Source organism: Rhodococcus sp. p52 (genome assembly GCF_000763325.2).
In the GTDB taxonomy this organism is placed as follows: domain Bacteria; phylum Actinomycetota; class Actinomycetes; order Mycobacteriales; family Mycobacteriaceae; genus Rhodococcus; species Rhodococcus pyridinivorans.
Map to the genome: position 1 here is coordinate 3,844,747 of NZ_CP016819.1, position 24,681 is coordinate 3,869,427.

The following is a 24,681-nucleotide window of genomic DNA, read 5'->3' on the forward strand; positions in this document are numbered from 1 at the left end:
TCCCATGGCACACGTACGACGTTTCGACCATGTCGGCCTCACCGTCTCCGACCTCGACGTTGCGACGGCGTTCTTCGCCGGCCTCGGCTTCGAGGTCGAAGGCACCGGCTCTGTGCAGGGCGACTTTCCTGCGACCGTCTGCGGACTCCCCGGCACGCACTGCGAGATCGTGATGCTCCGACCCCCGGACGGAGGGACCCGGCTCGAGCTTTCGCGCTTCATCGCGCCCGGCCACCTCCCCGGTTCGCCGACGGCGATGCCGAACGAGCTCGGGATCCGCAATGTGTCGTTCGAGGTCGGCGACCTCCAAGTTGCCGTCGACGCTGTAGCAGAGCAGGGTTACGGGCTCGTCGGGGGTATCGGTGAATACGAGAACAGCGTGCGAATGGCGTACGTGCGGGGACCGGACGGCATCATCGTGTCGTTGTTCGAACAGCTCGGTTGACGCTCGCCCCCGCCGGCGGAGATCGGCATCGAACCTCTCGATGATCGGGCGACCGGCTCAGCTCGTCCCGGCGGCCCCCACTGCATCCAGTTCGGCGCGGAGAGAGGTCGATTCGGTTCTCAGCGTCAGATTTTCAGTCTGAAGCGTCTTCGTCTCGTCGCGCAAGGCGGTGATCTCGTCGCGCAGTGCCGACAGTTCGGCCCGCAGTTCGTCGCCGCGTGCTCGTGCCGCGGTCTCGGCTGCCTGGGCCGTCGCGGCGGTGATGCGCGATTCCTCGAGTCGGCTCCGTAGCTCGGAGGTGCGGTCGCGCTCGGTGGTGAGCTCGGTGTCGAGGCGCTCGCGGGTAGAGACCTCCCGGTCGAGTGCGGTCTGCAGGCGCGCGATCTCGGCTCGCAGGTCGGTGACCTCGACGGTCGCGCGCTCACGCTGGGCTGCTGCCTCGTCGAGTTCGCGTCGCTGCGCGGTGAGGGATTCGTCCTGCTGAACGATCGTCGCACGCAGGTCGCCGACTACCCCTGTGTGCTCGGCGGTCGCGGCCTCGAACTCGTCCTTCCACCGCTGCAGTGTTGCGGCGTGCTCGTCCTTGAGGCGCGTCAACTCGGCGTGATGCGCCTCGTCGAGTCGGCGCACCTGTTCGGTGTGTGCGGTACGAGCGTCGGCGAGTTCGGCGTCGACGGCGGCCACTGCCGCGTCGGCGTTGTCGCGGTCCTCGAGTGCCTGGGCGAGTTGTTCGCGTAGACGGACGATCTTCGCGTCGGCGTCGGCTTTGACCTTCGCGAGTTCGGCGGCGGACCGCGTCATCTGCGCCTCGAGAGCCTCGGCGTCGGTGAGCTTGTCGACCGCGGTGGTGATCCGTTCGGCGATCGCCGAGTACTGCTCGACGCTGTTGGTTGCGAGGGCGCGTAGGGCAGTGGTGGCGGCCGTGAGCGCGGAGACCGCATCGTCCGGGCTCTCGACGACCGCCGGGGCCGTGCCGGCGGCTTCTTTCTTGGCGCGTTCGCGTTCGCGATAGGCGCGCACACGGTCGGCTGCCGTGGCGTACTTCCGAGGGCGTCCCACCCGGGGTTTGCTCGAGTCCTCCTCGTCGGTGGTCGCTTCGGGAGTGGGGGAGTGTGCGTCGGTCATGGAGGTCCTCGTCGTGGCGCGTCGAAATCCCGGGTCGCAGGTATCGTACCGCATTTAGTTACGTAATTAAGCAATGGGACTGTGATGAAACGAAACGATATGTAACGCTGTGAACTGGGTAAAAACCACACGATGTGGCTTTTCGTAACGAAGAGCGCAGTAGAAACAACTTGATCTCATCCGTGATCGAGTGTGCGTACTGATCGTCATAATCCCCACTTATGACGATCAGACACGCGCGCGGATCGAAAACTGTGCACCCCTCGGATCGGGGCCGGGAAGGTTGCCGAGGGGGGAGCGCCCCTCGGCTGTGGCGCCGGTCACCGAGTGCGCGGAGCAAGAATTGTCTACTGTCTGCCCCCAGCCGGCGGATGCAATGAAAGCCATTGCAGCGCTAGGCAGTCTGCGCTCGCCCGAGCGCGCGTACCTGTACACCGAAGAGAAGAGGTAATCGAATGGGCTCTGCAGCAATGTTCCTTGCGGATGTTCTCGTCGCCGTCATCACGCAGCTGATCGAGACCGGATCGTCGTCCGGATCCTGATCCGTCACCGTCGTGGTCGCTCTCCCGCTCGTCACACGGAGGGCGACCACAGGTGCAGGACAGAGAGGGTGCAGGGGTGAAAGACGTCGGAATCCTGGGCCACAGCTGGGAAGGTGCCTCGCTGTGCTGGCGTGAGGTCTGTCAGCACAGCAACCGTCTCGGGCACCCGGCACATCCGGACGTGACGATGGACTGCATCTCCTTCAAGCGCTGTATGCCCGCGTGGGAGCGCGGAGACTACGAAGCGGTGCGCGCCGTGCCGGCGACCAGCGTCGATCGACTGGCCCGGGCCGGCTGCGACTTCTTCGTGTGCCCGGACAACACCGCACACCTCGCGCTCGAAGCACCCGGCGAACCACTCGCAATTCCCGGGCTGCACCTGATCGACATCGTGGCCGACACAGCGCAGCGTGCCGGGCACCGACGCGTCGGCATCCTGGGAACGCGGTTCACCATGCAGGGCCCTCTGTATCCTCGCGAACTGGTGGCACGCGGAATCGAGGCCATCATCCCGACCGACGACGACCAGGACCTGGTACACGCGACGATCTTCGACCAACTGGTGCACGGCATCTTCCGGGACGAGACCCGGACGTCCTTCGTGGACCTCATCGGCAGACTCGCGGACTCTGGATGCGACGCGGTTGCGCTGGTGTGCACCGAGATCCCGCTGTTGGTCTCCCCGGCCGACTCGCCGTTACCGGCACTGGACTCGACACGACTGTCCGGACAGGCGGCCCTCGAAGTGGCACTCGGAACGCGCGACCTGCCGACCTGGCGCGGCGGACAATTCCGGTGATAACAGGCAGGTAGCCACGGCGGGTCGTAGCATCGAGCACATGGTCCTCTTCTACGAGATCGCGCTCGTGATCGCGTCGGTGCTCATCGCGTGGTTCGCGGTGTACGTGCTGTACCGCCTCGTTACCGACGAATCCACCAGCCGGCACTGACGGGTCGCCCGACCGACCGGACACATGTGGACATGTCGGCCACGCCGCCCCGGCTCAGCGAGCCCGGGGCGTGTGGGACGTCGGTGTCCAACCTTTTCGAGCACGTTCCGCGCGCTTTCCGGGGTGCGCGACGGTCGTAAAGGCAGACCATGACCGATAGTTCGTTCCGTCCCGAGCGCACCTACCGACCGAGCCGGTGGCGACACATCGAGAGCATCGTGATGAGCGCGCTCACTCGTGCGGGTTTGGTGCCGCACTCCTCTCTGCTGACCACTGCTGCCACCGACGTAGTCGAAGGGACTCCTCGGTAGTGATTTCGGGTAGCGCGCTACGCGTGTACCTGCTCCTGATGGTGAGCAGCATGGTCATCGGCGGCTCGATCCGAATCGCCGACGTCCACACCACCCGGGGCACGGCCATGGTTACGAAATACGAAGTTGCCGCAGGCGATACCTGTCGAAGCTGGCTCAGAGGTTCTACGGCGACGCAACTCTTTTCCCCGTCATCGCTGTCCCCAACGGCATCGCCGACCCGAACACGATCAGTGTGGGTCAGGAACTGCTCATCCCGTATATCCCCCGCCGGCACACCGTCGCGTCCGGCGAAACACTGTCGGGGCTGGCTCAGCACTTCTACGATGACGGGACTTTCTTTCCGGTACTCGCAGCGGCCAACCACATCGGCGATCCGAACGTTGTCCGGGTAGGTCGATCGCTTCTCATTCCCGAACTCGGGGACGTCGGGCACACCGTGGTCGCAGGGGAGACGCTCTCGGAACGGGCACGTCGCTGGTACGGCGAGGCGCAGTTGCATCCGATCATTTCGTTCCCGAACCATCGCCGACCCCGACCACGTCGAGGTCGGACGCGTGCTGATCCGTCCGGGACTCAATCTCCGGCACACCGCCGTCGCCGGCGATACCCTGCGGGTCTTGGCGCAACACCACTACGGGAACGCGGAGATGTTCCCGATCGTTGCGGCTGCCGATCACATCGCCGATCCGAACAAGATCACCGTCGGGCAGGTGTTGTTCTTCCCGGACCTCACCGACTTCTGACGCGGGAGATCTTCCGGTCGGAGGTGGTGTCCGGCGCAGGTCACGGAGCGACGGGGTAGTGGCTTCGGACGGCGATGCGGTTCCACGCGTTCATGACGATCGTGAGCCACGTGATCGCGGAGATCTGCTCGTCGCTCAGTGATCCGTTGTCCCACTCGTGACCAGCGGGTTCCATGTGGTGAGTGACGTCTTCGGCGAGCGCGGCCCGCTCATGTTCGGTGAAGTACTGCGACTCCCACCATGCGGCAAGGACCGCGAGACGATCGGTGGTCTCGCCCTTGTCGAGCGCGTCGCGTGTGTGCATGCGCAGACAGAACGCGCATCCGGTGAGCTGCGACGTCCGGACCTTCACCAGTTCGGCCAGCTTCGCATCGAGTCCGGCTCGCGCGACGGCCTCCTCGACCTCCTCGTTCAGGGCCAATACGCTCTTGTAGGCGGCCGGGTGCTGCTTACCGAGGTTGACATGCGCCATCGTGAATGTCCTTCCGGCGAGCGATACCGGTCGGAACGACCGGCTGCTTCATTCTGTCAGCCACGTCCGGGCCGGTGGGGGTGGATTTTTGCATTGCGGCCAGAGGTCGGCCGGTCCCGGTCTGTCGAGTTCCGGGGATTCCTGCCACCGGTAGTCCATCTGTCGCGCGACCCGGCACGCCGGTTCGTGGTCGACGAGCGAGACCGGGTGCAGTGCCAGACCAGCAGGGCGTCGAACGGCGGTGCGGCAGCGATCGAAACATCGGTGGGGACCCGCAGGCCACCGCGTGCGCCACCGTGTTCGCCGATTCGCGTAGTGCTCTACTCGCGAGTTGCCCGTAAAGCGACGCGAAAGTGGATGTCACGCACGGAGGGCACCATGATGACACCGTCACGCCGATACAGCGCCTTGTTCACGCTTTGCCTTGCAGTGGTTCTCGTTGGTGGGATGTCCACAATGCACGCAGCAGCACAGAGGAAGCCCGGAGTCGACGCGTGTTCGACCTGTTCGGGGCCCGACCGAGGAGAGACCGAGTCCGGTACCGAAGGAGGGACGTCGGGAGGTGATGGATCCGGTTCGAAGCGCGGTTCCGGTGGAACGGGTGGCGAAGTCGTCATTCCGCGGGCCCCGACTCTCACCCTCTCGCGGCCGCCCCCTCGACCTCCTACGTCGACGCCGCCGCAGTGGACTCCACCTTCATGGTGGCGGCCTTCTGTGCCGTCGTGGACACCAGAGGTGGCTCCATCCCCACCGCAGCGCCTCGAATCTCTGCAGCCGCGGTCGGAACAACCAGGAGCCACCACCGTCGAAGACACAGTTGCGCCGGCCGGTCCTACCACCCCAGAGGTCGAAGCAGGCCGGAGTCGAGCACCCGACGACAGCGCGCCACGCGCGGCCACCCGAATCCGAAGTTGGGTCCGCGCCGCTCGCTCCAAGGTCCGCACCACGATCTCGGAGCCGTCGGCGCCGCGGCCACCGGATCTGGTCGACCGGAACTTCCGGGTCGAGCGGCCCGACGCGCTCTATGTCGCCGACTTCACGTAATGGGAGGGTCGGACCCCGATCCGACACGAGGAAGCGACAGGCAGGTGGTCACTGAGATTTCACCGATCCGGGCGCAGGCTGTAGCAGTGAGCTGCTGGAAGGTGACCACTGCTGTTGACGACACGGACTGCGTGAGAGGTCTGAAAGGTAGACGGTGGTGGCCCTGCCAGTCGCCCCCGGGAACGTGATCGGCTTGTGAGATGCCGCGCCGCGAGCGCTGTCCATTAGGTCGCCGCACCACCTGGAGCTCCGCAAGGGAACGCCGAAACGAAAGGGGCCGCACATGGGGATCAACTGCGGGATCGACTGGGCCGAATCCCACCACGACGTTGCGCTCGCCGACGACACCGGACACATCGTCGCACGAGCACGAATCGACACCGGCGCAACTGGTTTCAACGACCTACTGCGCATGATCGCCGAGCACGGAGGCACCCCCGAAGGCACCCCGGTCGCCATCGAGACCGACAAGAATCTGCTCGTCGTCGCCCTCGCCGAGGCCGGGTTCACCATCTACCCGATCAACCCGCGTGCGGTGGCCCGCTACCGCGAACGCCACGGGCAGGCCGGCGGCAAGTCCGATCCCGGCGACGCCGCGGTCCTGGCGAACGTCCTGCGCACCGACCCGGACGTGCACCGGGTGCTCCCGGCGGTGAGCGAACACGGGCGGGCGGTCAAGGCCCTGGCCCGTCAGCATCAGGAGGCGATCTGGGCGCTGCACCAAACCATCAGCCGCCTCCGGTCGGTACTGCTCAAGTTCTACCCTGCTGCGCTGCAAGCATTCCCGAACCTGAAGCACCGTGCCGCGCTGACGGTGCTGACGGCGGCGCCCACCCCCGAGGCGGGGCAGAAACTGACCCGGCACCGACTGGAGTCCCTGCTGCGCCGCTGCGGCCGCCGCAACGACCCCGGCCTGGTCGAGCAGATTCTCACCGACCTGAGGGCCCCGACGCTGCGGCAGCCGCCGCAGGTCGAGGCCTCCCTCGGCCATGCGGTCGCCGGGCTGCTCGGCATCGTCGACTCGATGCACCGGGCCGTCGACGACCTCGAGAAGGAACTGGGCCGCGTCTTCGACACGCACCCGCAGGCACCGATCCTGCGCTCGGTCCCGGCACTCGGGCCAATTCTCGCCGCCCGGGTTCTCGCCGAAATCGGCGACGACCAAACCCGATTCGTCACACCAGCCGGGCTGCGGGCGTTCGCAGGCACGGCGCCGATCACCCGCGCCTCCGGACGCTCGCACTACGTCAAGGCCCGCAAGGTCCGCAACAAGCTGCTCTGCGACGCCTGCCACTGGTGGGCGTTCGCGATGCTTACCAAGTCCGCCGGCGCCCGCGCCCACTACGACAAACGCCGAGCCGCCGGGGACCACCACAACGCCGCGCTGCGCAACCTCGCCAACAAGCTCCTCGGGCGCCTGTGGTGGTGCCTGCAGCACGGCGAGGCATGGGACGACCGGGCCGCCTGGCCCCAGGCTCACGACGGCCCGAATCCGGCCGCCGCTTGACAGCTGACCGGCGTGGGATGTCTACGTGCGGATGGTGCCGTGCTTCGCGTACACGGCGTTCGTGATCGATGCGTTCGCCGGCACGATCGTCGGTTGGGAGGTGTCGACGTCGAAGGAGACCGCGTTTGTGCAGCGGGCAGTGAATCAGGCCTGCATGCTGCACTCGATGCACGGCAATCCGTTGCGCGAGAGAACTATTCACCACTCAGATGCGGGCTCGCAGTATACGGCTTTTTGGTTCGGGGAAACCCTGTTCCTGCAAGGGATTCGGCCGTCGATAGGTTCGGTGGCCGATGCCTACGATGATGCTCTCGCAGAGACGACGATCGGGCTCTACAAGACCGAGTGCATCGCCGACGATTCCCCGTTCCGCGAGGGCCCGTTGCGCACCATCAGTGACGTCGAGGAGGCTGCCTTTGCGTGGGTGCACTGGTACAACACCGGCCGGCTTATGCATCGCCTCGGGCGGATCCCACCGGCCGAGTACGAAGCCAGGTACTACGCTGAACACCGTGCCGATCAACCGGTCGCACACAAATGACAGTGTGTGCATGAACCCCGGGATGGTTCATAGCAAGCCGTTATCCCGGGATAATGCTGGTGCTGTGAGAAGCCCGTGCCCACCAAAACGAGTCCGTGAACCCGCCGGGAGTGTGCCTTCCTATTTGTGACGTTGGGAGATAGTCCTGCTGCACAGCATCCGGACGAACACTGCGGCGAATCGTAGGTGGGCCGCGACATCGCATCCGCGCCAGGTGAGCGACCACACCGTCGTGGTGGTGCTGGGCGGCAGAGGGTTACCCCCGAATCGATCGGCCAGCCAAGCCATCGTCATCGGGGTGCCGAGGTAGAGCAGGGCGAGGTGCGTACTCAGACGATCGCGGACGTAGCGCACGTGTGCGCCGGCGGGGACTGCTGCACGATCCGGTGACAGATTCGGTCACGCAGCCTGTGTGGCTGGTGTGGTCATGATGGTCTCGAACTCGACAGGCGTCAATCTGCCGAGCCGGAGCTGACGTCGCCGGCGGTGATAGGTCCGCTCGATCCAAGTCACGATCGCGATGCGCAACTGCTCGCGTGTGGCCCATCTCTGCCGGTCGAGGACGTTCTTCTGGAGCAGCGCAAAGAACGATTCCATCGCGGCATTGTCGCCGGCCGCACCCACCCGACCCATCGATCCGACCAGGTCGTGGCGGGCGAGGGCGCGGACAAATTTCCGGCTGCGAAATTGCGATCCACGGTCGGAATGAACCACACATCCGGCAACCGAGTCCCGCCGTGCCACTGCCGATTCGAGGGCCGTGACAGCCAGACGGGATTTCATCCGATCGCTGATCGAGTAGCCGACGATCCGGTTCGAGTACACGTCCTTGACCGCACACAGGTAGAGCTTGCCTTCCTCGGTTCTGTGTTCGGTGATATCGGTGAGCCACAAAGTGTTTGGAGCATCCGCGGTGAAGACGCGGCCGACGAGATCATCGTGCACCGGCGGCCCGGAGCGGCCCTTCTTCGAGCCACGTTTCTTGCCGAACACACTCCACCACCTGTTGGTCGAACAGATCCGCCACGCCGTGCGGTCCGACATCGACTCGCCCGCATCGCGGGCTTCGTCGGCGAGGAACCGGTAGCCGAACTCCGGGTCCTCGCGGTGGGCGTCGAACAGGGCGTTCGCCCGGTACGCCTCCTCGAGTTCGGCGTCGGTGACCGGGTCGGCGAGCCACCGGTAGTACGGCTGGCGCGCGATCCCCAGAACCCGGCACGTCACCGCGACGGGAATCCCGCCGGCGGCCAGCTCGCGGACGAGCGGGTACATCATTTTCCCGGAAGATTCGCCTGTGATAGATACGCCGCGGCCCGCCGCAGCACTTCGTTCTCCTGCTCAAGCAACCGGATCCGCTTTCTCAGCTCGCGGTTCTCTCTGGACTCCTCGTTCGTCGTCCCTGGCTTGGTGCCGTCCTCGACGTCGGCATTCCTGAGCCAGTTGGTCAGGCAGGATTCGCTGATGCCGAAGTCGGCGGCGATCTGCCGCAGGTGCTGACCTGGTTCGCGGTTGCGGGCCACGCGGACGACGTCGTCGCGGAACTCTTTCGGATAGGGCTTGGGCACGGGGTCCATCCTTCCAGCAGTGCCTCACGGCACCACAGTTCAGATGTCACCTATCCGTGCAGCAGTCCCGCGCGCCGGTATCGCTCGACGTGGCGGTCCACGTCCTGGACGGCGATCAGTTCGTCGTTGACACCTTGAATGACCAGGACCGGCATCGAGGGCGCGTGCAGCCCGGGACGGATGTCGTCGAGGATGGCGCGCATCTCGGGCAGGTTCAGCAGGTCGGCGAAGCTGGACTCGCTGTAGCGGTCCAGGTTTTTGCCCGCAAATCGTGACAACAGTGCCAATGTGGTGCGTGAGGCGGCGTCGGCGAGGAGGGTATGGAATTCGGGTTTGGCGTGCTTGGCCAGTAGTTGCTCGAGTTCTGGGTAGGCGCGCTGCAATGCCGCGACACAGACCGTGGAGAACCCGGACAGCAGTGAGCCGTTGAGCCGGACGAAGGTGGCCCCGGGATCACCGACGGGCGAGCCCGCGACCGCGCCGACGATATTGAGGTCGGGAGCATAGTGTGCGGCGACTTCTGCCGCCCACGCGGTCGCCAGCCCTCCGCCGGAATAGCCCCACAGGCCGACCTCGGTGGTGGGTGTCAAGCCCAGTGGTTCGAAGGCCAGTGCCGCGCGGGCGGCGTCGAGGGCGCGATAGCCGGGTTCGCGCGCGACCCCGAAATGCCCGCCCATGCCTCCGTGATCGGGGATCGAGACCGCCCAGCCTCGGGCCAGGGCTTCGGCGATGACCGGTAGTTCCAGTTGCGGAATCGCGCCAAGCGCTCGCGCGCCCCGGCGTAGGGCGTAGGAGGGGAAGCAGTTCGACCCGACACCGTCGATCGCGCATTGAAACGACACCAGCGGGCGGGCTATGGCCTCGGCGTCGGCCGGTAGCAGCACCGTGGTGACGGCGACTTCGGGGGTCCCGTGCAGATCGCTGGTGCGGTAGAGCAGTTGCCAGGCAGGGAACCGCTGAGCGATGACACCGAACAAGGCGATCTCGGTGACGCGTGTGCGCAGGATCGCGCCCGGCGGTCGGGCCGCAAGATCGGGGGGTGGGCAGTAGAACTCGTCGTTTTCCGGGCGGGTCGCTCGGGCGGCGGGATGGTCGGTGAGCGTCGGGGGCGCAGCATCGGAAACGCTGGGCGAGCTCATCCTGGTGGTCCTTTCGCGCGCCCATATGTCGGGGTACCGATACAGCAAAGGGGATAGTCGGCCGATCGACCGTATGCACACCCCAAACCTAGCAAGAACTGGTGGTGAGAAAAAATTGTCTTTCAACATAGTTCGATCGTTTCGTTTGCACCCGCGGGGCAGGCTCGACGTCGGCATTGGCCGGGCACTGGGGGCCTCAACTCCGGAGGGCAGTGTTATCGCTGCTCGCAGCGCGTTGTGGTTCGAACACTGCGCCATCGAGGACTGGGGTGGAGAGTTGCGTGCGATCAGGGCCGCACGCAAGCGCCACACCCCGGTCGCACGAGTGCAGTTCAGCCCGGTCAGCGTGCCGATCCGGCGTAGCCGGTAGTCCACGGTGTTCGCGTGGACGCACATGGCCCGCGCGCTGAGTCGACGATTGAGATCGGTGCTGATGTGTACACGCAGAGTCTGCAAGAGTTCCGGGTGCTCGGGCTCGGGTCCAGCAGGGCGGCCAGGCTGTCACGGGTCGGGCCCGGCCGGGTGAGCTGGTATTCCAGGGCCAGATCCTCGAACGGGTAGAGCCCGGGGCTGCCATAAACCCAGCGAGCCACATCGAGCAGGTCGTGCGAGGTCTCCGCGACGGCGGGTATCGCCGCGGGGGTCGGCCCGGACCACCGACGCGGTCAGTGGCACCCGAGTCAGGAACGTGCACAGCCCCTCCTCGGCGTCCGCGATCGTGCCCGGGACCAAGATTGTGCCACCGAACTCGCTGAGCAAGGCCGGCACTTGATAACCGCACTGTCTCGCGGGCAACTCCTGCAAACGCGCCCATCGCCCGGGCACCGCGCGCGTCGGTGGCCGCGACCGCCAGGACGGTATAGCACTGTGTGAGGGGCACACCGTGTTCCAGCGATACCCGGTCAGGATGGCGGCCACCGAACAGAGCACGCGCCACTTCCCGCTGCTGTGCGGGGCCGGTGCTTGGCGCAACTTCCAGATACGCTCTGGCCATGGTCGCGTTCACCGCGTTCTGTGCCCCTATCAGCTGATCGATCTGATTGCGCCGCAGCGGCGGTGATTGGCGATCGTCGAGGTGGGTGTCCAGGTGGAGTCGGAAGCCTTCGCGCACGAGCCGGTGCACGGTCTCGATTGGCACCCCGACTCCGGCCCACCGCGCTGCGGCGCGGTGGATGCGTTCCATCCTGGCGCTCGGGGCCATCGCCTCGCCGGCCACCAGGTCCAGGCATCCGGCCACGACGGCGTTGATCTCCTCGCGGAGCGGATCCCCCGGCCCGCTGTGACGGCGGATCCGCTCGAGCAGTTGCCGCACGATGTTCTCGGTCTGTGCGGCCGCGCACAAACCCGCGGTCACGCTGGTGGTCATAGTTTGCCGCCACCGCCGATCAGCCACGGGTTGAAGGTGCACACCGGCGCTGTCGCGGCGGCCGGGTCCAGGGCGTTCAGAGCGATGCTCGCCGAGCGCGGCGAGTACATCATGGTGAGGTGGTCGGACAGGTCCTGTTCACACCCTTCTTGCAAGGTGATGTTCTGCACGGTGGCTCCGGTGCCGGCGCGCAGGAATGCCCAGTCGTAGGGGTTGGTGACCTCGTCCCAGCGCGAGGCCACCGCGGTGTAGTCGACCCCGGGCACCGTGTCGCCGCCCGCATTGAGGGTGGCGTAGAACGGCGAGCCGACGGCCTGCTGGATATTCGACATGCCCGCGATAGGTTCGACGAACCCGAGGATGTTGACCCCGAGGTTGTTGATGGTCCGGCCAAGGGTGGCGATGCCCATCAGCGTGGTGCCGTGGTGGGTGGCGCCGAACGTGACGAGTTTGGAGACCCTTTCGGCGCCGCCGTTGAATTTCAGGTAGTGGTTGGCCACGGTGCCGCCCTGGGAGTGCCCGACGATGTCGACCTTGTCCACCCCGGTCGCGGTGCGTACACGGTCGACGAATTCGGCGACCTGTAGTGAGGACTCCTCCATCGGCCCGACACCGTAGCGGCCGGGCAGCATCGCCCCGACTCCACCGCCCTGCACGAGACCGGACTTGCCGAAGTTCAGCGCGTAGACGCAGTAACCGGCCCTGGCCAGTTGCGGGGACAGGAAAGAGAAGGTGTCGAAGGCGTTGAGCCAGGTGCCGTGCAGCAGCACTACCGGTCGCGGATGCTCAGGACTGGGTTTGCAGTCCCACTTGTTGGCCCCGGCCGGGGCGACATCGGGGTTGAGCAGCCCGTGGGCGAAGGCCGCCAGCGGCGCGCTCAGCTCCGGGCCCTGCCCGACGGGGGCCGCAGCGGTGCTGCTGCCCCACCCCGAGCCGCTACCGGAGCCACTGCTCGATCCGCTGCCCGAATCGACAATCGCCTTGGGTTGGCGGCCGTCGGGGGCCGGGGCAAGACCCTCGGAGAGGGTGTCGGCGAAGGCCGCCAGCTCGGCTTCTGCCGAGGGCGCCGTATCGGCGGTTCCCACTCCGGGACTCTGCGCCAGCGCTACGCACGAAATGATCGCGGCGCAGACCGTCCAGCGCAAGTGTCGCCTCGTTGCAAGCATTTATGTGTACTTCCCATCTACTCCTCGCAGCGCCACACCAGGTCATGTGGCTCGGCGCATAGTGCGGCTGTTGCGTGATCAAAGCCGCTGCGCTTTGGCGGTACAGCGAGTTTGTACCGGGTGGCCGATGCCGTCACTGCACGCACGAACGAACTACTGCAAGCGGTTCTTGTCGATGGAGACAAACCATCTCGCTGATCGTTCGCCGGGGTGTCCCTTTTCGATGTCGCGGGCCACAATCTCTGCATGTCCTCCGCTCCACCGCCGTTCGCCACCGACACCCTGCTGCTCACTCGTCTGCTGCCCCGATGGCCGCAGATAGCTGAACGGATACTCGCCGATGGACTGGGGGCCACACCACCAGCGGCGGATCTACCCGACGGACATTTCCGCCCCGAGGTACTGCCCTCCATCTACGCCTGCGGACGAGCGGTCCTGCAAGCCATCAGCGAGGGCCGCGCCCTGACCCGCGCCGAAGTCGCCGACTTCGTGGCCCCGGTCGCCGAACGTCACGCCGAGGACCGGTTCCCCTTGGCGAGCCTGATCGAAGCCATCCACAACTCGGCCCAGTCGGTGCTCGCCGAGGCCGCCACCCTCGCCGCACCCGAGGAGATCGACCAACTGGTGGCGATCGGATCCGGGCTGCTCGACCTGCTCAAGAACATCACCATCACCGTGACCGAGACTTACACCGAGGTCGGCCAGTCCATCCACAACGCCGACCGAGAAGCCCGCCGCGAACTGTGCTCGGCCCTGCTACGCGGGCGACCCGTCGAAGCGCTCGCCGCCCGCGCCGACACCCCGCTGACCGACTCCTACACCGTGCTGGCCATCCACGCCCGACCCGAAGACCCGAGCACCGCGACCGCAGACCTGCTGGCACGGCGACGGATCCGAATTCTGCACCACACCCTGGACACACTCAGCAACGGCACCGCGCTGGTCTCCTTCGACGGCTCCACCGGAGTCGCGCTGATCCCGGTGCACACCGACCCCGGGCATGGGCTGCGCACCGACTCCCTGAGCTCAATACTCACCGAGAAGCTCAGTGCGGTAATCTATCTCGCCGAATCGGTCGCGGTGCCGCGCACGCAGCTACCCGACGCCGCGGCTGAGGTCACCGAACTCGCCACCCTCGCACGCACCCTGGGCCGACCCCCCGGCGCGTATTGCCTCGATGACCTGCTGCTCGAGTACCAGCTCACCCGGCCCGGTGCGGCCCGCGACCGGCTCGCGGCCCGTATCGTGCCGCTGCTGGGGGCACCGCATCTGCTCGAAGCACTCGAAGCGCACCTGCGTTTCGGAGCCGACCGCAAAAGCGCCTCCGCACATCTGCACGTCCATCCCAATACCCTCAGCTACCGGCTGCGCAGGGTCGGCGACCTCACCGGAATCGACCCCGGCGAACCAAGCAACTCCCGCCTACTCGCTGCCGCCCTCACCATTAATCGCCTCTACACACCCACTGGGCCACCAGCGGCCTAGCCGCAATACCGTTCAGTTAGAGCATGTCTCTTATGGACTAGATCGTTTGTGCGGCATAATGCACCGTCGTGGTCGATGCGTTGTCTTCCCGGCTGGTGCCAGATGCGTTGTGGGAGATCGTCGAACCGTTGCTGCCTGGCTTCCGGGCGCGGCCGCAGGGCGGCGGCCGGGCGGCACTCGATGATCGGGCGGTGTTCACCGCTATCGTCTACGTGCTTACCAGCGGCTGTGCCTGGCGGCACCTGCCACCGTCATTCGGGGTCAGTGTTCCGACCGCGCACAGACGGTTCACGACCTGGGTCAAGGCTGGGGTGTTCGACGAGCTGCACCGCCGGGTCCTCGATCGGCTCGGCGCCGACGGGGACTTGGGCTGGTCCGCCGCGATCCTGGACGCAGCGCACGTCCGGGCGAAAAGGGGCTCTCTGACCGGTCCCAGCCCGGTCGATCGAGGTAAGAACGGCTCGAAGATCCACATCCTCTCCGACGCCGATGGCATTCCCCTAGTCACGGCGGTGCCCTCGGCGAACACCTATGACAGTGTCATGTTGCAGCCGATGGTTGCTGCGATTCCGGCGGTGCGTTCGCGTCGTGGTCCGTGTCGTCGCCGGCCCGGCCGGGTGCGGGCGGACAAGGGTTACGACTATCCCGCACACCGCCGGAGGCTGCGGGCACGGGGCATCGTCCCACGCATCGCCCGCCGCGGCGTCGACAGCAGCGAGCGCCTCGGCCGTTACCGTGGAAGATCGAACGCACCCTGGCGTGGCAGAGCGGCTATCGCCGGCTGACGATGCGCTACGAACGTCACGGTGAGAACCTCGCTTCCCTTCTCCAACTCGCTGCCGCGTTGACCTCCTTCAAGACACTGACCAAATGAGACATGCTCTTAGCCTGAATCCACCGACTCGCTGGTGAAGCGGGCACGCGGCTGACCGGCGTGCATGACAGCGACTGCGGGCATGCGGTACCCACTGGTCTACCCAGCTTTTCCACTGCGAACGAGGTCAGCCGACAGCGTCGGAGATGGACGGGTTCAGGCAGCCACCAAAGGCGTATATCCGATCGTGTTGTGCCACACTGCAACGATCGCGATGCGTACGGCCAGTAACTGGGCAAATGCAGGACCGGTCGGCGTTGCGGCCGAGCCAGACGAGCTGGGACAGCGTCGCTCCGCCGCCGCAGCGTCGCTCCGCGGGCACGGCCGTACCGCCCACCTGCGAGGATGCCGGTGGCGCGCAGTAGGTTGTGGGCGATCGCAGCGCAGAGCACCCACGCGGAATTCGCCCCGAACGACCCGGACGGGATGTGGGCGAGTGGACCGTCGATCAAGTCAGCGAACACTGTTTCGATGATCGCGTGTTTGCGGTGGACGAGGTCTGCCTCCACCGTCGGCAGGACCGAGTTGGTGAAGAACGGGTGATGCCGCCACACCGGTTCCGGAGCGTCGAGGTAGCGGGCGTCTTTGACGCGGCGCACCACCAGTCGGGCGGTGGTCCGGTCCTTCGTGAAGGCGAACGCGGTGTACGGATTTCGGCGACCTCAGCGTCGGAGATCCATGCTCCGGTGCCCGGGTCACGGACCGCATTCGGGTACTGCACCGGCGTCCATGCGTTCTCATCGATCGTGGCGATCGCCTTCGTGATCGCCGAATTCTTCGTCATCACCAGTGAAAACTCGGCGCTGGCGCGTAGGCAGGCGCGGACGACTTTGCGGGTGCCGTATGCCGAGTCGCCGCGTACCAGGATCTGTGCTGCTGCGCCGACGGAGCGGGCGGTGGCGATCGCTCCGGCGATCATGTGCCCGGCACCCGTGCCGGATCCGGTCTTGCCGGAGCGCAGCCGCATCCCGGCGATCACCGGGGCACAGTCGTCGGTGCTCAGTACCGCGGCCAGTGGGGACAGACCTTTGCGGAGTAGTTGCTTGCCGGCGATCTTGGTGTGCCCGTAGTTCGCGCCCTGTATGGCGTGTCAGTAGACCGGACGGAGCAGCGAATCGATGTCGAGATAGATCTGGCGCGCACGTCCGGGCAGCAGTTCGACCCTGTTCGCCAGTGCGGCCAGATGTGCGCGCAGCATCGATTCGAGTTGGCGGGCGTGTCCGAAGGTGAACTCGCGCAGCAATGCTCCGATGGTCGATGGTGCGTATACCCGGTCGAACAAGGTGGTCATGTCACCGGAGCGCAGCACGTCGACGTCGTCGATATTGTCCGCGCCGGCGCACATTCCGGCGATCAGGGTGGTCAGTTTCGGAGCGGGGTTCGCTGCCCCGGATTTGACTTTCGAGGTGGTGATCGCGATCTTCTCGGTCAGCAGGTCGGACAGGCCTGTCAGCTGCGCCAAGGTCATCACCGGTATCAGGCCGCCGTACGACACGATGTTGTCGTCGTCGAACAGTGCGGACTCGGCGTTGAACGTGTGGGACACTTGCACTGGAAGTGCCTTTCTTGAACTGGACTGGTTTGTGCGTGAAGAACATCAATCATCCCAGTTCAGGGGGCGCTTTCTTTATTTCGACACGCCGCTACCCGCCGGGGGCATCGGTGGATTCAGGCTAATACCGCCGGGTCCGGGCGCGTGATGGCAGGATCGGGACTCGTGAGCTCCGCGAATCTGACCCGTGCCGAAACCGCCGCGCGCGCCCGCGCACTCGACGTGCACTCCTACCGCGTCGAACTCGACCTGCGGGGTGCCGTCGACGCCCGACGCACCGGATTCCCCACGGTCACGACGCTCGAATTCACCGCCTCCACCGACGAGGCCTGGCTCGATTTCATCGGCGACTCCGTCGAGTCGGTGACGATCAACGGTGAGCTCGTGCCCGTCGTCTACGACGGCGCGCGGATCACCATCGGTGGTCTGAAGGAGATCAACGTCGTCACCGTCGTCGCGACCGGCCGGTACAGCCGGTCGGGGGAGGGGCTGCACCGCTTCGTCGACCCCGTCGACGGCGAAACCTATCTCTACACCCAGTACGAACCGGCCGACGCCCGTCGCGTGTTCGCGTGCTTCGAACAGCCGGATCTCAAGGCGCCGTTCACCTTCGTGGTCACGGCCCCGCGCCGCTGGCAGGTGCTCTCGAACGAGGCCGCCGAGCGCACGGTGCAGCGCGACGACACCCAGACCGTGACGTTCGCGCCGACCCAGCCGATCTCCACCTACATCACCGCGATCGTCGCCGGCCCGTACCACCGGGTCGACGCGTCGTGGAGCCGCGACGAGCTGACGGTGCCGCTGGGAGTGCTGTGCCGCGCGTCACTCGCCGAGCATCTCGGCGCCGACGAGATCGTCGAGGTCACCCGGCAGGGCATGGACTTCTACGCCGAGCACTTCGACTATCCGTATCCGTTCGGCAAGTACGACCAGGTGTTCGTGCCCGAATACAACCTCGGTGCGATGGAGAACCCCGGCTGCGTCACCTTCACCGAGGCGTACGTTTTCCGCGGTGCCGCCACCGCCGCCCAGCATCAGGGTCGCGCGAACACGATCCTCCACGAGATGGCCCACATGTGGTTCGGCGATCTGGTGACCATGAAGTGGTGGGACGACCTGTGGCTGAAGGAGTCGTTCGCCGATTTCATGGGCGCCTTCACCAGCGCTGAGGCCACCAAGTTCACCGACGCGTGGGTGGCCTTCGCGAACCGCCGCAAGGCCTGGGCGTATCTGCAGGACCAGCTGCCCACGACGCATCCGATCGTCGCCGACATCGTCGACCTCGAGGCCGCGAAGCTGAACTTCGACGGCATCACCTACGCCAAGGGCGCGAGCGTGCTCAAGCAGCTCGTGGCCTATGTCGGCCGCGACGCCTTCTTCGAAGGTGCCCGCCGGTACTTCCGCAAGCACGCCTTCGGCAACACCGCCCTCGACGATCTGCTCGTCGAACTGTCGAGCACCTCCGGCCGCGACCTGACGTCGTGGGCGCAGGCGTGGCTGCAGACCACCGGCGTATCAACCCTGCATCTCGAGGAGTCCGGGACCGGGTACGAGATCGTGCAGGGCGATCCGCGCCCGCATCGCCTCGCCGTCGGCTGCTACGACTCCGACGACTCCGGCGACCTCGTCCGCACCCACCGCGTCGAGGTCGACCTCGCCGACGAACGCACCCCCGTCGACCTGCCCGAGGCGGCGCTGGTGCTGCTCAACGACGACGACCTCACCTACGCCAAGGTTCGCCTCGACACGCGGTCGCTCGACACGGTCGAGTCCTCCCTGGACCGCGTCCGCGAACCGCTCGCGCGCGGCCTGCTGTGGTCGGCGCTGTGGAACGCGACCCGCGACGGGGAACTCGCCGTCGACCGCTATCTGTCGATGGCCGCCGGGTTCGCCCCGTACGAGGCGGACATCGCGCTGCTCACCGCGGTGCTTGCCAACGCGGCCCAGGCCGTCGAACACTATGTGCCGGACTCGGCGCGCACCGATGCGCGGCGTCGCTGGCTCGACGCGGTCTGGGACGGAATGCACGGTGTCGCACCCGGCAGCGACGCCCAGCTGGCATTCGCCCGCGCGCTCGGTGTCGCGGCGAGCGTGGACGACCGGCACGCCGCCGACCTGCGAGCGATCCTGTGCGGCAACCTCGCACCGCCGGAGGGCCTGCGCCTCGACCCCGACCTGCGATGGAGCTGGTGGGCAGCGCTGACCACGACCGGCGACGCCGACGAGGCCGACCTCGACGAGGAACTGCGCAACGACGACACCGCCTCGGGACGCACCGCGCACCTGCGCGCGCTCGCCTCTCGCCCGCGCGCCGAGGTCAAGGCGCACGCGTGGGCGACGATCCTCGCCGACCACACCCTCACCAACGACCACCTCGACGCGACCATCGCCGGGTTCCGCGCCGGGGAGCGCCGCGACCTGATCTCCGCCTACGACACCGATTACTTCGCGGTGCTCTGTGAGACGTGGACGAGCCGCAGCATCGAGATCGCCCGCCGCATCGTCGTCGGATTGTTTCCCGCGGCCGACAGCCTCGAACCCGTCGACACCTGGCTCGAGGCCCACACCGATGCCCCGGCCGCGCTGCGGCGCCTGGTCATCGAACAGCGCGATCATCTCGCCCGCGACCTGCGTGTCCAGAGGATCAACACGCCGTGACCAGCCCGGATCTGCCCCGTCCCGAGGGGCCCGCGGTCCCGGACACGGTCGCCACCGCGATGCGGCGGCTGCGGGAGAAGGCGACTTCGGAGAACACCCGCGCCGCCCAGATCGGCGACTGGACGATCTTCACCCGCTGGTGCGAACGCACCGGGCACAGTCCGATGCCGGCCACCGCCGAGCAACTGAGCTGGTTCCTCACCGAGAAGGCCGCCGAAGTGCGCCCCGATGGACGCTGGGCGTACGCGCCGTCGACGCTGTCGCGCTGGGTGTCGACCATCAACAAGATGCACGCCCTGGCGGGCCTACCGAAACCCGGTGGGCACGAATCGGTCCGGGACCTGCTGCGAGGCATCCGACGCGATCGGGCCCCCCCGCCGGCGCGCCGGACCCCGCTGCTCACCGACGACATCCGCACCATCCTCTCCGCGATGCGCGTCGAGGCGGCCGACGGAGGGTGGGCCGAACGCGTCGCCGAACGTCGCGACGCGGCGCTGCTGCTCATGGGATTGGCCGGGGCGCTGCGCCGCTCGGAGCTCACCGGGCTCGTCGTCTCCGACGTCGTCCCGCACCGCGCCGACGGGCTCTACGTGACGGTCCGCCGGTCCAAGACCGACCGCAGTGCGCGCGGCCGCACGGTCACCCTGCCGTACGGGTCCGATCCGCACACCTGTCCGGTGTGTGCCTGTCGACGCTGGCGGGAGGTGCTCGACGCGTGGGACGAGTCCGGACGCGAGGCCGTCGTCGACCTGCTCGGTACCGCCGCGGCCGACCCGGCCGAGCACTGCTGCCGCGGTCTGGCGGCCGGGCGCACGCAGGACGGCGACCGGCCCCTGTTCCGGCCGGTGCACCACAGCGGCGCGGTGGGGACGACCGCGCTGTCGGGGCAGTCCGTGCACTCGATGATCCAGCGCCGCGCCCGCCGCGCCGGATTCAGCGACGACCTCGTCGCCACCCTGGGCGGGCACAGCCTGCGGGCCGGGTTCGTCACCCAGGCGGTGCGCGGCGGCGCGACCACACAGACGATCATGACGCAGACCGGACACGCTGACGAACGGATGGTCGCGCTGTACAGCCGCCACCACGCCGGTCTCGTCGGCAACGCGGTCACCCAACTCGGCCTGTGAACGGATCCGGGTGGATCCGATCCCACTCAGCGACGCCGAACCCACCCGAATCGACGATGGAACCAGCCCAGGCCGTCGCCCGACGCTCGTAGGCTGAGGCGCGACCGACATACGGACAGGAGATCGCGGTGGCACAGACGAAAACGGACGCTCCGACCATCGACGAGTTGCTCACCGAACTCGCTGCACTCGACGACCCGAAGATCCGCGCGGTGAACGAGAAACACGGCGACGACCACGGCGTGAACCTCAGCGCCCTGCGCGCCGTCGCCAAGCGGGTGAAGACGCAGCACGAGCTCGCGCAGCAACTCTGGGCCACCGGCGACACCGCCGCCCGGCTGCTCGCGTTGCTGGTCTGCCGCCCGAAGGCGTTCACCGCCGACGAACTCGACACGATGGTCCGTGAGACCGGCACCCCGAAGGTGCACGACTGGTTCGTGAACTACGTCGTGAAGAAGAACCCGCACGCGGAGGAGCTGCGCGGGCGATGGATGACCGATCCAGATCCGATCGTCGCGAGCGCAGGCTGGGCACTCACCGCCGAGCGTGTCGTCAAGAACGCCGACGGCCTCGACCTGTCCGGCCTGCTCGACATCATCGACGCTCAGATGCGCGACGCCCCCGAACGATTGCAGTGGGCGATGAACACGTGCCTGGCGCAGGTCGGCATCGAACACCCCGACCACCGGGCCCGCGCGCTCGACATCGGCGAACGCCTCGAGGTGCTGAAGGACTATCCGACGTCACCGGGCTGCACGTCACCGTACGCGCCGGCCTGGATCGGCGAGATGGTGCAACGGAAGAACGAGGCGAAGGCCACCCAGCCGTAGCTCACGCCACGTCGAGTGTGCGGATCTGCTGCCGGATCTCGTGCCACCCGGTGGTCCTTCCCGTCAGCAGCCACACCCGGACGTCGATGTCGTCGCTCACAGGTCCGCGCACCTCACGGATCTCGGTGAAATACGGTTCGAGGTCGAACGGGTCGGCACCGGTGAACAGCACATCGGTGCTCGACTCGTCGGGAAGAGGGAAATAGCCGTACGCGCGGTTGGGCTGTGCGCCGACAGATCCTCGTACGCGCCCGCGGTGCTCGCGGCGATCCGTTCCCCGACGTCGCTGTTGGACATCGGCACCGAGACGGACGGCACGAGCGCGGCGAGCGCCACGCCGATCACCACCCAGCTCGCGGGCGATCAGCGCGACGACCACGACCGCAGCCACCGTCGCCACGATCGCCGGTATCCGCAGCACGAGGACCGACCCGGGCACGACCACCTCGGCGACCCATGCGATCAGCGGCGCGACCGGCGGCTGGTCGGCCGACCCCCAGTCGAGGTGATTGCGGCCCACGGCCAGCATGTACATCTCGTCGAACCAGTATCCGCGGCCACCGGCCACCGCCGTGACCAGGTGTGCGAACGCCACGAGCGCCCGATCACCCCCACCGCGCGGCCTGCGAACGGGATGGATCCCCCGCCGCTGCGGTGCTTCGTAATCGACTGTGCGTTCCTGTGCGGTCCTGGCCCAGGGCATTCGCATTCGACTTCCGGTGTCGGATCGTTCCGGTCGGTACCGGGAGTGGGTACCTCCGCGATTGGGTACCGTTCCGAGCGAGGGTACGCGGCAGGCCGGGCCCCGCATGCGCATTCGCGGGAAAGCCCTGGCCGGCGCCGGATATCAGCGACGACGAGGAGAACGATGCAGCTCCCCACCACCGACACCGACTTCGGCACCCTCGACGCGTGGTGGCGGGCCGCGAACTATCTGTCCGTCGGCCAGATCTACCTCATGGACAATCCGCTGCTGCGCGAACCGCTGCGGCCCGAACACATCAAACCGCGGCTGCTCGGACACTGGGGCACCACACCGGGATTGAACTTCGTCTACGCGCACCTCAACCGCGCCATCACCACCCGCGACCTGGACATGATGTACGTCATGGGTCCCGGTCACGGCGGACCCGGACCGGTGGCCGCGGCGTGGCTCGAAGGCACCTACAGCGAGGTCTACCCGGATATCTCCCGCGACGAGGACGGCATGCGGCGCCTGTTCCGCCAGTTCTCGTTCCCCGGCGGCATTCCCAGCCACGTCGCCCCCGAGACCCCCGGATCGATCCACGAGGGCGGTGAACTCGGCTACTCCCTCTCGCACGCCTACGGCGCCACCTTCGACAATCCCGATCTGATCGTCGCCGCGGTCGTCGGCGACGGCGAAGCCGAAACGGGGCCGCTGGCCGCGAGCTGGCATTCGACGAAATTCGTCGACCCGCGCCGCGACGGCGCGGTACTGCCGATCCTGCACCTCAACGGTTTCAAGATCGCCAACCCGACGGTGCTCGCGCGCATCGGCGAGGACGAACTGATCTCGCTGCTGCGTGGCTACGGGCACGAACCGATCGTCGTCGCCGGCGACCATCCCGCCGACATGCATCGGCGCTTCGCCGCCGCCCTCGACGCGGCGCTCGACCGCATCTCCGAGATCCAGCAGACCGCCCGCAGCTCAGGAAACGCGACCCGCCCGGCGTGGCCGATGATCGTGCTCCGGTCCCCGAAGGGCTGGACCGGCCCGGTGGAGGTCGACGACGCCCCGGTCGAGGGCACGTGGCGCGCCCACCAGGTGCCGATCGGTGATCCGCGCAGGAACGACGAGCACCGCCACCTCCTCGAGGAGTGGCTGCGCAGCTACCGGCCGAAGGAGTTGTTCGACGACGACGGCGTTCCCGTCGCGGCCCTGCGCGACCTCGCGCCCCGTGGCACCCGGCGGATGAGCGCCAGCCCGCACGCCAACGGGGGAGCGGTGCTGCGGGATCTGATCCTGCCCGACTTCCGCGACTACGCCGTCGACGTTCCCGAACCGGCCACCGCCACCGGCGAGGCCACCCGCATCCTCGGCACCTTCCTGCGCGACGTCATGCGGCGCAACGCCACGAACTTCCGGATGTTCGCGCCCGACGAGAACAACTCCAACCGCCTCGACGCGGTCCTCGACGCCACCGACCGCACCTGGAACGCGCGCATCGAGCCGGGTGACGACCGGGTCGCCCCCGACGGCCGCGTCATGGAGATCCTGTCCGAACACACCTGCCAGGGCTGGCTCGAGGGGTATCTGCTCACCGGCCGGCACGGATTGTTCTCCAGCTACGAGGCTTTCGCGCACCTGGTCGACTCGATGGTGAACCAGCACGCCAAATGGCTGCTCACCACGAACCGGATCCGCTGGCGCCGCCCCATCCCGTCGCTGAACTACCTGCTCACCTCCCACGTGTGGCGGCAGGACCACAACGGCTTCTCGCACCAGGATCCCGGATTCATCGACCACGTCGTCAACAAGAAACCCGAGGTCGTGCGCGTCTACCTGCCGCCGGACGCCAACACCCTGCTTTCGGTGGCCGATCATTGCTTGCGCACCCGCCAGTACATCAACGTGATCGTCGCCGGGAAGCAACCGGCCGTACAGTTCCTCGATATCGACGACGCGATGACCCACTGCCGCAAGGGCATCGGGATCTGGCAGTGGGCCTCGACCGACCGCGACGTCGAACCGGATGTGGTGCTCGCCTGCGCCGGCGACATCCCCACGATGGAAACCCTCGCAGCCGTCGACATCCTGCACCGCCGCTTCCCCGACCTGCGGATCCGGGTGGTCAACGTCGTCGACCTCATGCGGCTGCAGGACGACCGGGCGCACCCGCACGGGCTGCCGGGCGCGCACTTCGACGCGCTGTTCACCACCGACAAGCCGGTGGTCTTCGCCTACCACGGCTATCCGTGGCTGATCCACCGTCTCGTCTACCGGCGCACCAACCACGAGAACTTCCACGTCCACGGCTACATCGAGGAGGGCACGACCACCACACCGTTCGACATGTGCGTGCTCAACCGCATCGACCGCTACCACCTCGCGCTCGACGTCCTCGACCGCGTCGAGCGGATCCGGCCGATCGCCGGGCACGCCCGCGAGGAACTCGAGAACATCCTCGCCGAACACACCCGCTACGTGCGTACCCACGGCGAGGACATGCCGGTGATCACCGACTGGCACTGGCAGGGCGTCGGAATTGACTGAG

Annotated in this window: 17 protein-coding genes and 3 pseudogenes; 11 read left to right on the top strand and 9 right to left on the bottom strand. The window is 67.0% G+C overall.

Annotated elements, in window-relative coordinates; all coding sequences use genetic code 11:
• Positions 1-4: 4 nt before the first annotated feature.
• Complete coding sequence (locus IM25_RS17765; RefSeq protein ID WP_033098202.1) at positions 5-445, top strand: VOC family protein; 441 nt, start codon at positions 5-7, stop codon at positions 443-445.
• A gap of 57 nt (positions 446-502) precedes the next feature.
• Here IM25_RS17765 and IM25_RS17770 read toward each other — a convergent pair whose 3' ends face one another.
• Complete coding sequence (locus tag IM25_RS17770) at positions 503-1,570, bottom strand: hypothetical protein (protein ID WP_033098203.1); 1,068 nt, start codon at positions 1,568-1,570, stop codon at positions 503-505.
• 618 nt (positions 1,571-2,188) lie between these two features.
• Between IM25_RS17770 and IM25_RS17775 the strand changes: the two genes are divergently transcribed.
• Together IM25_RS17775 and IM25_RS27000 are read left to right on the top strand one after the other, a co-directional pair.
• The gene (locus IM25_RS17775) at positions 2,189-2,911 is read left to right on the top strand and encodes an aspartate/glutamate racemase family protein (RefSeq protein WP_033098204.1); all 723 of its coding nucleotides are present in this window, start codon (positions 2,189-2,191) and stop codon (positions 2,909-2,911) included.
• Positions 2,912-3,930: 1,019 nt separating this feature from the next.
• Complete coding sequence (locus IM25_RS27000) at positions 3,931-4,119, top strand: LysM peptidoglycan-binding domain-containing protein (RefSeq protein WP_232333355.1); 189 nt, start codon at positions 3,931-3,933, stop codon at positions 4,117-4,119.
• Between the two features lie 40 nt (positions 4,120-4,159).
• On the opposite strand, the gene IM25_RS17785 is transcribed toward IM25_RS27000, so the two are convergent.
• Entirely contained in the window at positions 4,160-4,591 is a 432-nt protein-coding gene (locus tag IM25_RS17785; RefSeq protein WP_033098205.1) for a carboxymuconolactone decarboxylase family protein, read from the bottom strand.
• A gap of 1,327 nt (positions 4,592-5,918) precedes the next feature.
• On the opposite strand from IM25_RS17785, the gene IM25_RS17790 reads away from it, so the two are divergent.
• Both IM25_RS17790 and IM25_RS17795 read left to right on the top strand, forming a co-directional pair.
• The gene (locus IM25_RS17790) at positions 5,919-7,142 is read left to right on the top strand and encodes an IS110 family transposase (protein WP_033098206.1); all 1,224 of its coding nucleotides are present in this window, start codon (positions 5,919-5,921) and stop codon (positions 7,140-7,142) included.
• Between the two features lie 22 nt (positions 7,143-7,164).
• Positions 7,165-7,683, top strand: a pseudogene (locus IM25_RS17795) (DDE-type integrase/transposase/recombinase); the annotation flags it as partial.
• Between the two features lie 120 nt (positions 7,684-7,803).
• Here IM25_RS17795 and IM25_RS27655 read toward each other — a convergent pair.
• From IM25_RS27655 to IM25_RS17820, 5 genes and pseudogenes are all read right to left on the bottom strand, one after another.
• Complete coding sequence (locus IM25_RS27655) at positions 7,804-8,037, bottom strand: lipase family protein (protein ID WP_033098207.1); 234 nt, start codon at positions 8,035-8,037, stop codon at positions 7,804-7,806.
• 45 nt (positions 8,038-8,082) lie between these two features.
• Positions 8,083-9,248 (bottom strand): IS3 family transposase gene (locus tag IM25_RS17805; protein ID WP_112320133.1). Its coding sequence is split into 2 segments (ribosomal slippage): positions 8,083-8,973 and positions 8,976-9,248, totalling 1,164 coding nucleotides; the frame shifts between segments, so codons are not numbered across the junction.
• A 50-nt stretch (positions 9,249-9,298) separates the two neighbouring features.
• Complete coding sequence (locus tag IM25_RS17815; RefSeq protein WP_052040142.1) at positions 9,299-10,387, bottom strand: lipase family protein; 1,089 nt, start codon at positions 10,385-10,387, stop codon at positions 9,299-9,301.
• A 297-nt stretch (positions 10,388-10,684) separates the two neighbouring features.
• Positions 10,685-10,843: pseudogene (locus IM25_RS27660) on the bottom strand (helix-turn-helix domain-containing protein); the annotation flags it as partial.
• A 906-nt stretch (positions 10,844-11,749) separates the two neighbouring features.
• Positions 11,750-12,838: an esterase/lipase family protein gene (locus tag IM25_RS17820; RefSeq protein ID WP_231913120.1), complete on the bottom strand. Its 1,089-nt coding sequence runs from the start codon at positions 12,836-12,838 to the stop codon at positions 11,750-11,752.
• Positions 12,839-13,165: 327 nt separating this feature from the next.
• On the opposite strand from IM25_RS17820, the gene IM25_RS17825 reads away from it, so the two are divergent.
• Together IM25_RS17825 and IM25_RS17830 are read left to right on the top strand one after the other, a co-directional pair.
• Positions 13,166-14,404 carry a PucR family transcriptional regulator gene (locus IM25_RS17825; protein ID WP_024102494.1) on the top strand — a complete coding sequence of 413 codons (1,239 nt, stop codon included), beginning with the start codon at positions 13,166-13,168 and terminating at the stop codon, positions 14,402-14,404.
• Positions 14,405-14,472: 68 nt separating this feature from the next.
• A protein-coding gene (locus IM25_RS17830; RefSeq protein ID WP_157126963.1) for an IS5 family transposase occupies positions 14,473-15,278 on the top strand; the annotation gives its coding sequence in 2 pieces (ribosomal slippage) (positions 14,473-15,139 and positions 15,139-15,278; 807 coding nt in all).
• 156 nt (positions 15,279-15,434) lie between these two features.
• On the opposite strand, the pseudogene IM25_RS17835 reads toward IM25_RS17830, so the two are convergent.
• Positions 15,435-16,830, bottom strand: a pseudogene (locus IM25_RS17835) (IS1380 family transposase).
• Between the two features lie 165 nt (positions 16,831-16,995).
• Between IM25_RS17835 and pepN the strand changes: the two are divergent.
• The 3 genes from pepN (at position 16,996) to IM25_RS17850 (ending at position 21,445) form a co-directional block, all read left to right on the top strand.
• The gene (gene pepN, locus IM25_RS17840; protein WP_033098389.1) at positions 16,996-19,488 is read left to right on the top strand and encodes an aminopeptidase N; all 2,493 of its coding nucleotides are present in this window, start codon (positions 16,996-16,998) and stop codon (positions 19,486-19,488) included.
• Positions 19,485-20,615, top strand: coding sequence for a tyrosine-type recombinase/integrase (locus tag IM25_RS17845; protein ID WP_065996203.1), 1,131 nt, complete (start codon positions 19,485-19,487; stop codon positions 20,613-20,615). The genes pepN and IM25_RS17845 overlap by 4 nt, the downstream gene beginning before the upstream one ends.
• A 128-nt stretch (positions 20,616-20,743) precedes the next feature.
• On the top strand, positions 20,744-21,445 hold the full coding sequence (locus IM25_RS17850; RefSeq protein ID WP_006552149.1) for a DNA alkylation repair protein: 702 nt from the start codon (positions 20,744-20,746) through the stop codon (positions 21,443-21,445).
• Position 21,446: 1 nt separating this feature from the next.
• On the opposite strand, the gene IM25_RS26495 is transcribed toward IM25_RS17850, so the two are convergent.
• Positions 21,447-22,040, bottom strand: a complete 594-nt coding sequence (locus IM25_RS26495; protein WP_065996208.1) for a hypothetical protein — start codon at positions 22,038-22,040, stop codon at positions 21,447-21,449.
• Positions 22,041-22,313: 273 nt separating this feature from the next.
• Between IM25_RS26495 and IM25_RS17860 the strand changes: the two genes are divergently transcribed.
• The gene (locus IM25_RS17860; protein ID WP_033098338.1) at positions 22,314-24,680 is read left to right on the top strand and encodes a phosphoketolase family protein; all 2,367 of its coding nucleotides are present in this window, start codon (positions 22,314-22,316) and stop codon (positions 24,678-24,680) included.
• Position 24,681: the final 1 nt, after the last annotated feature.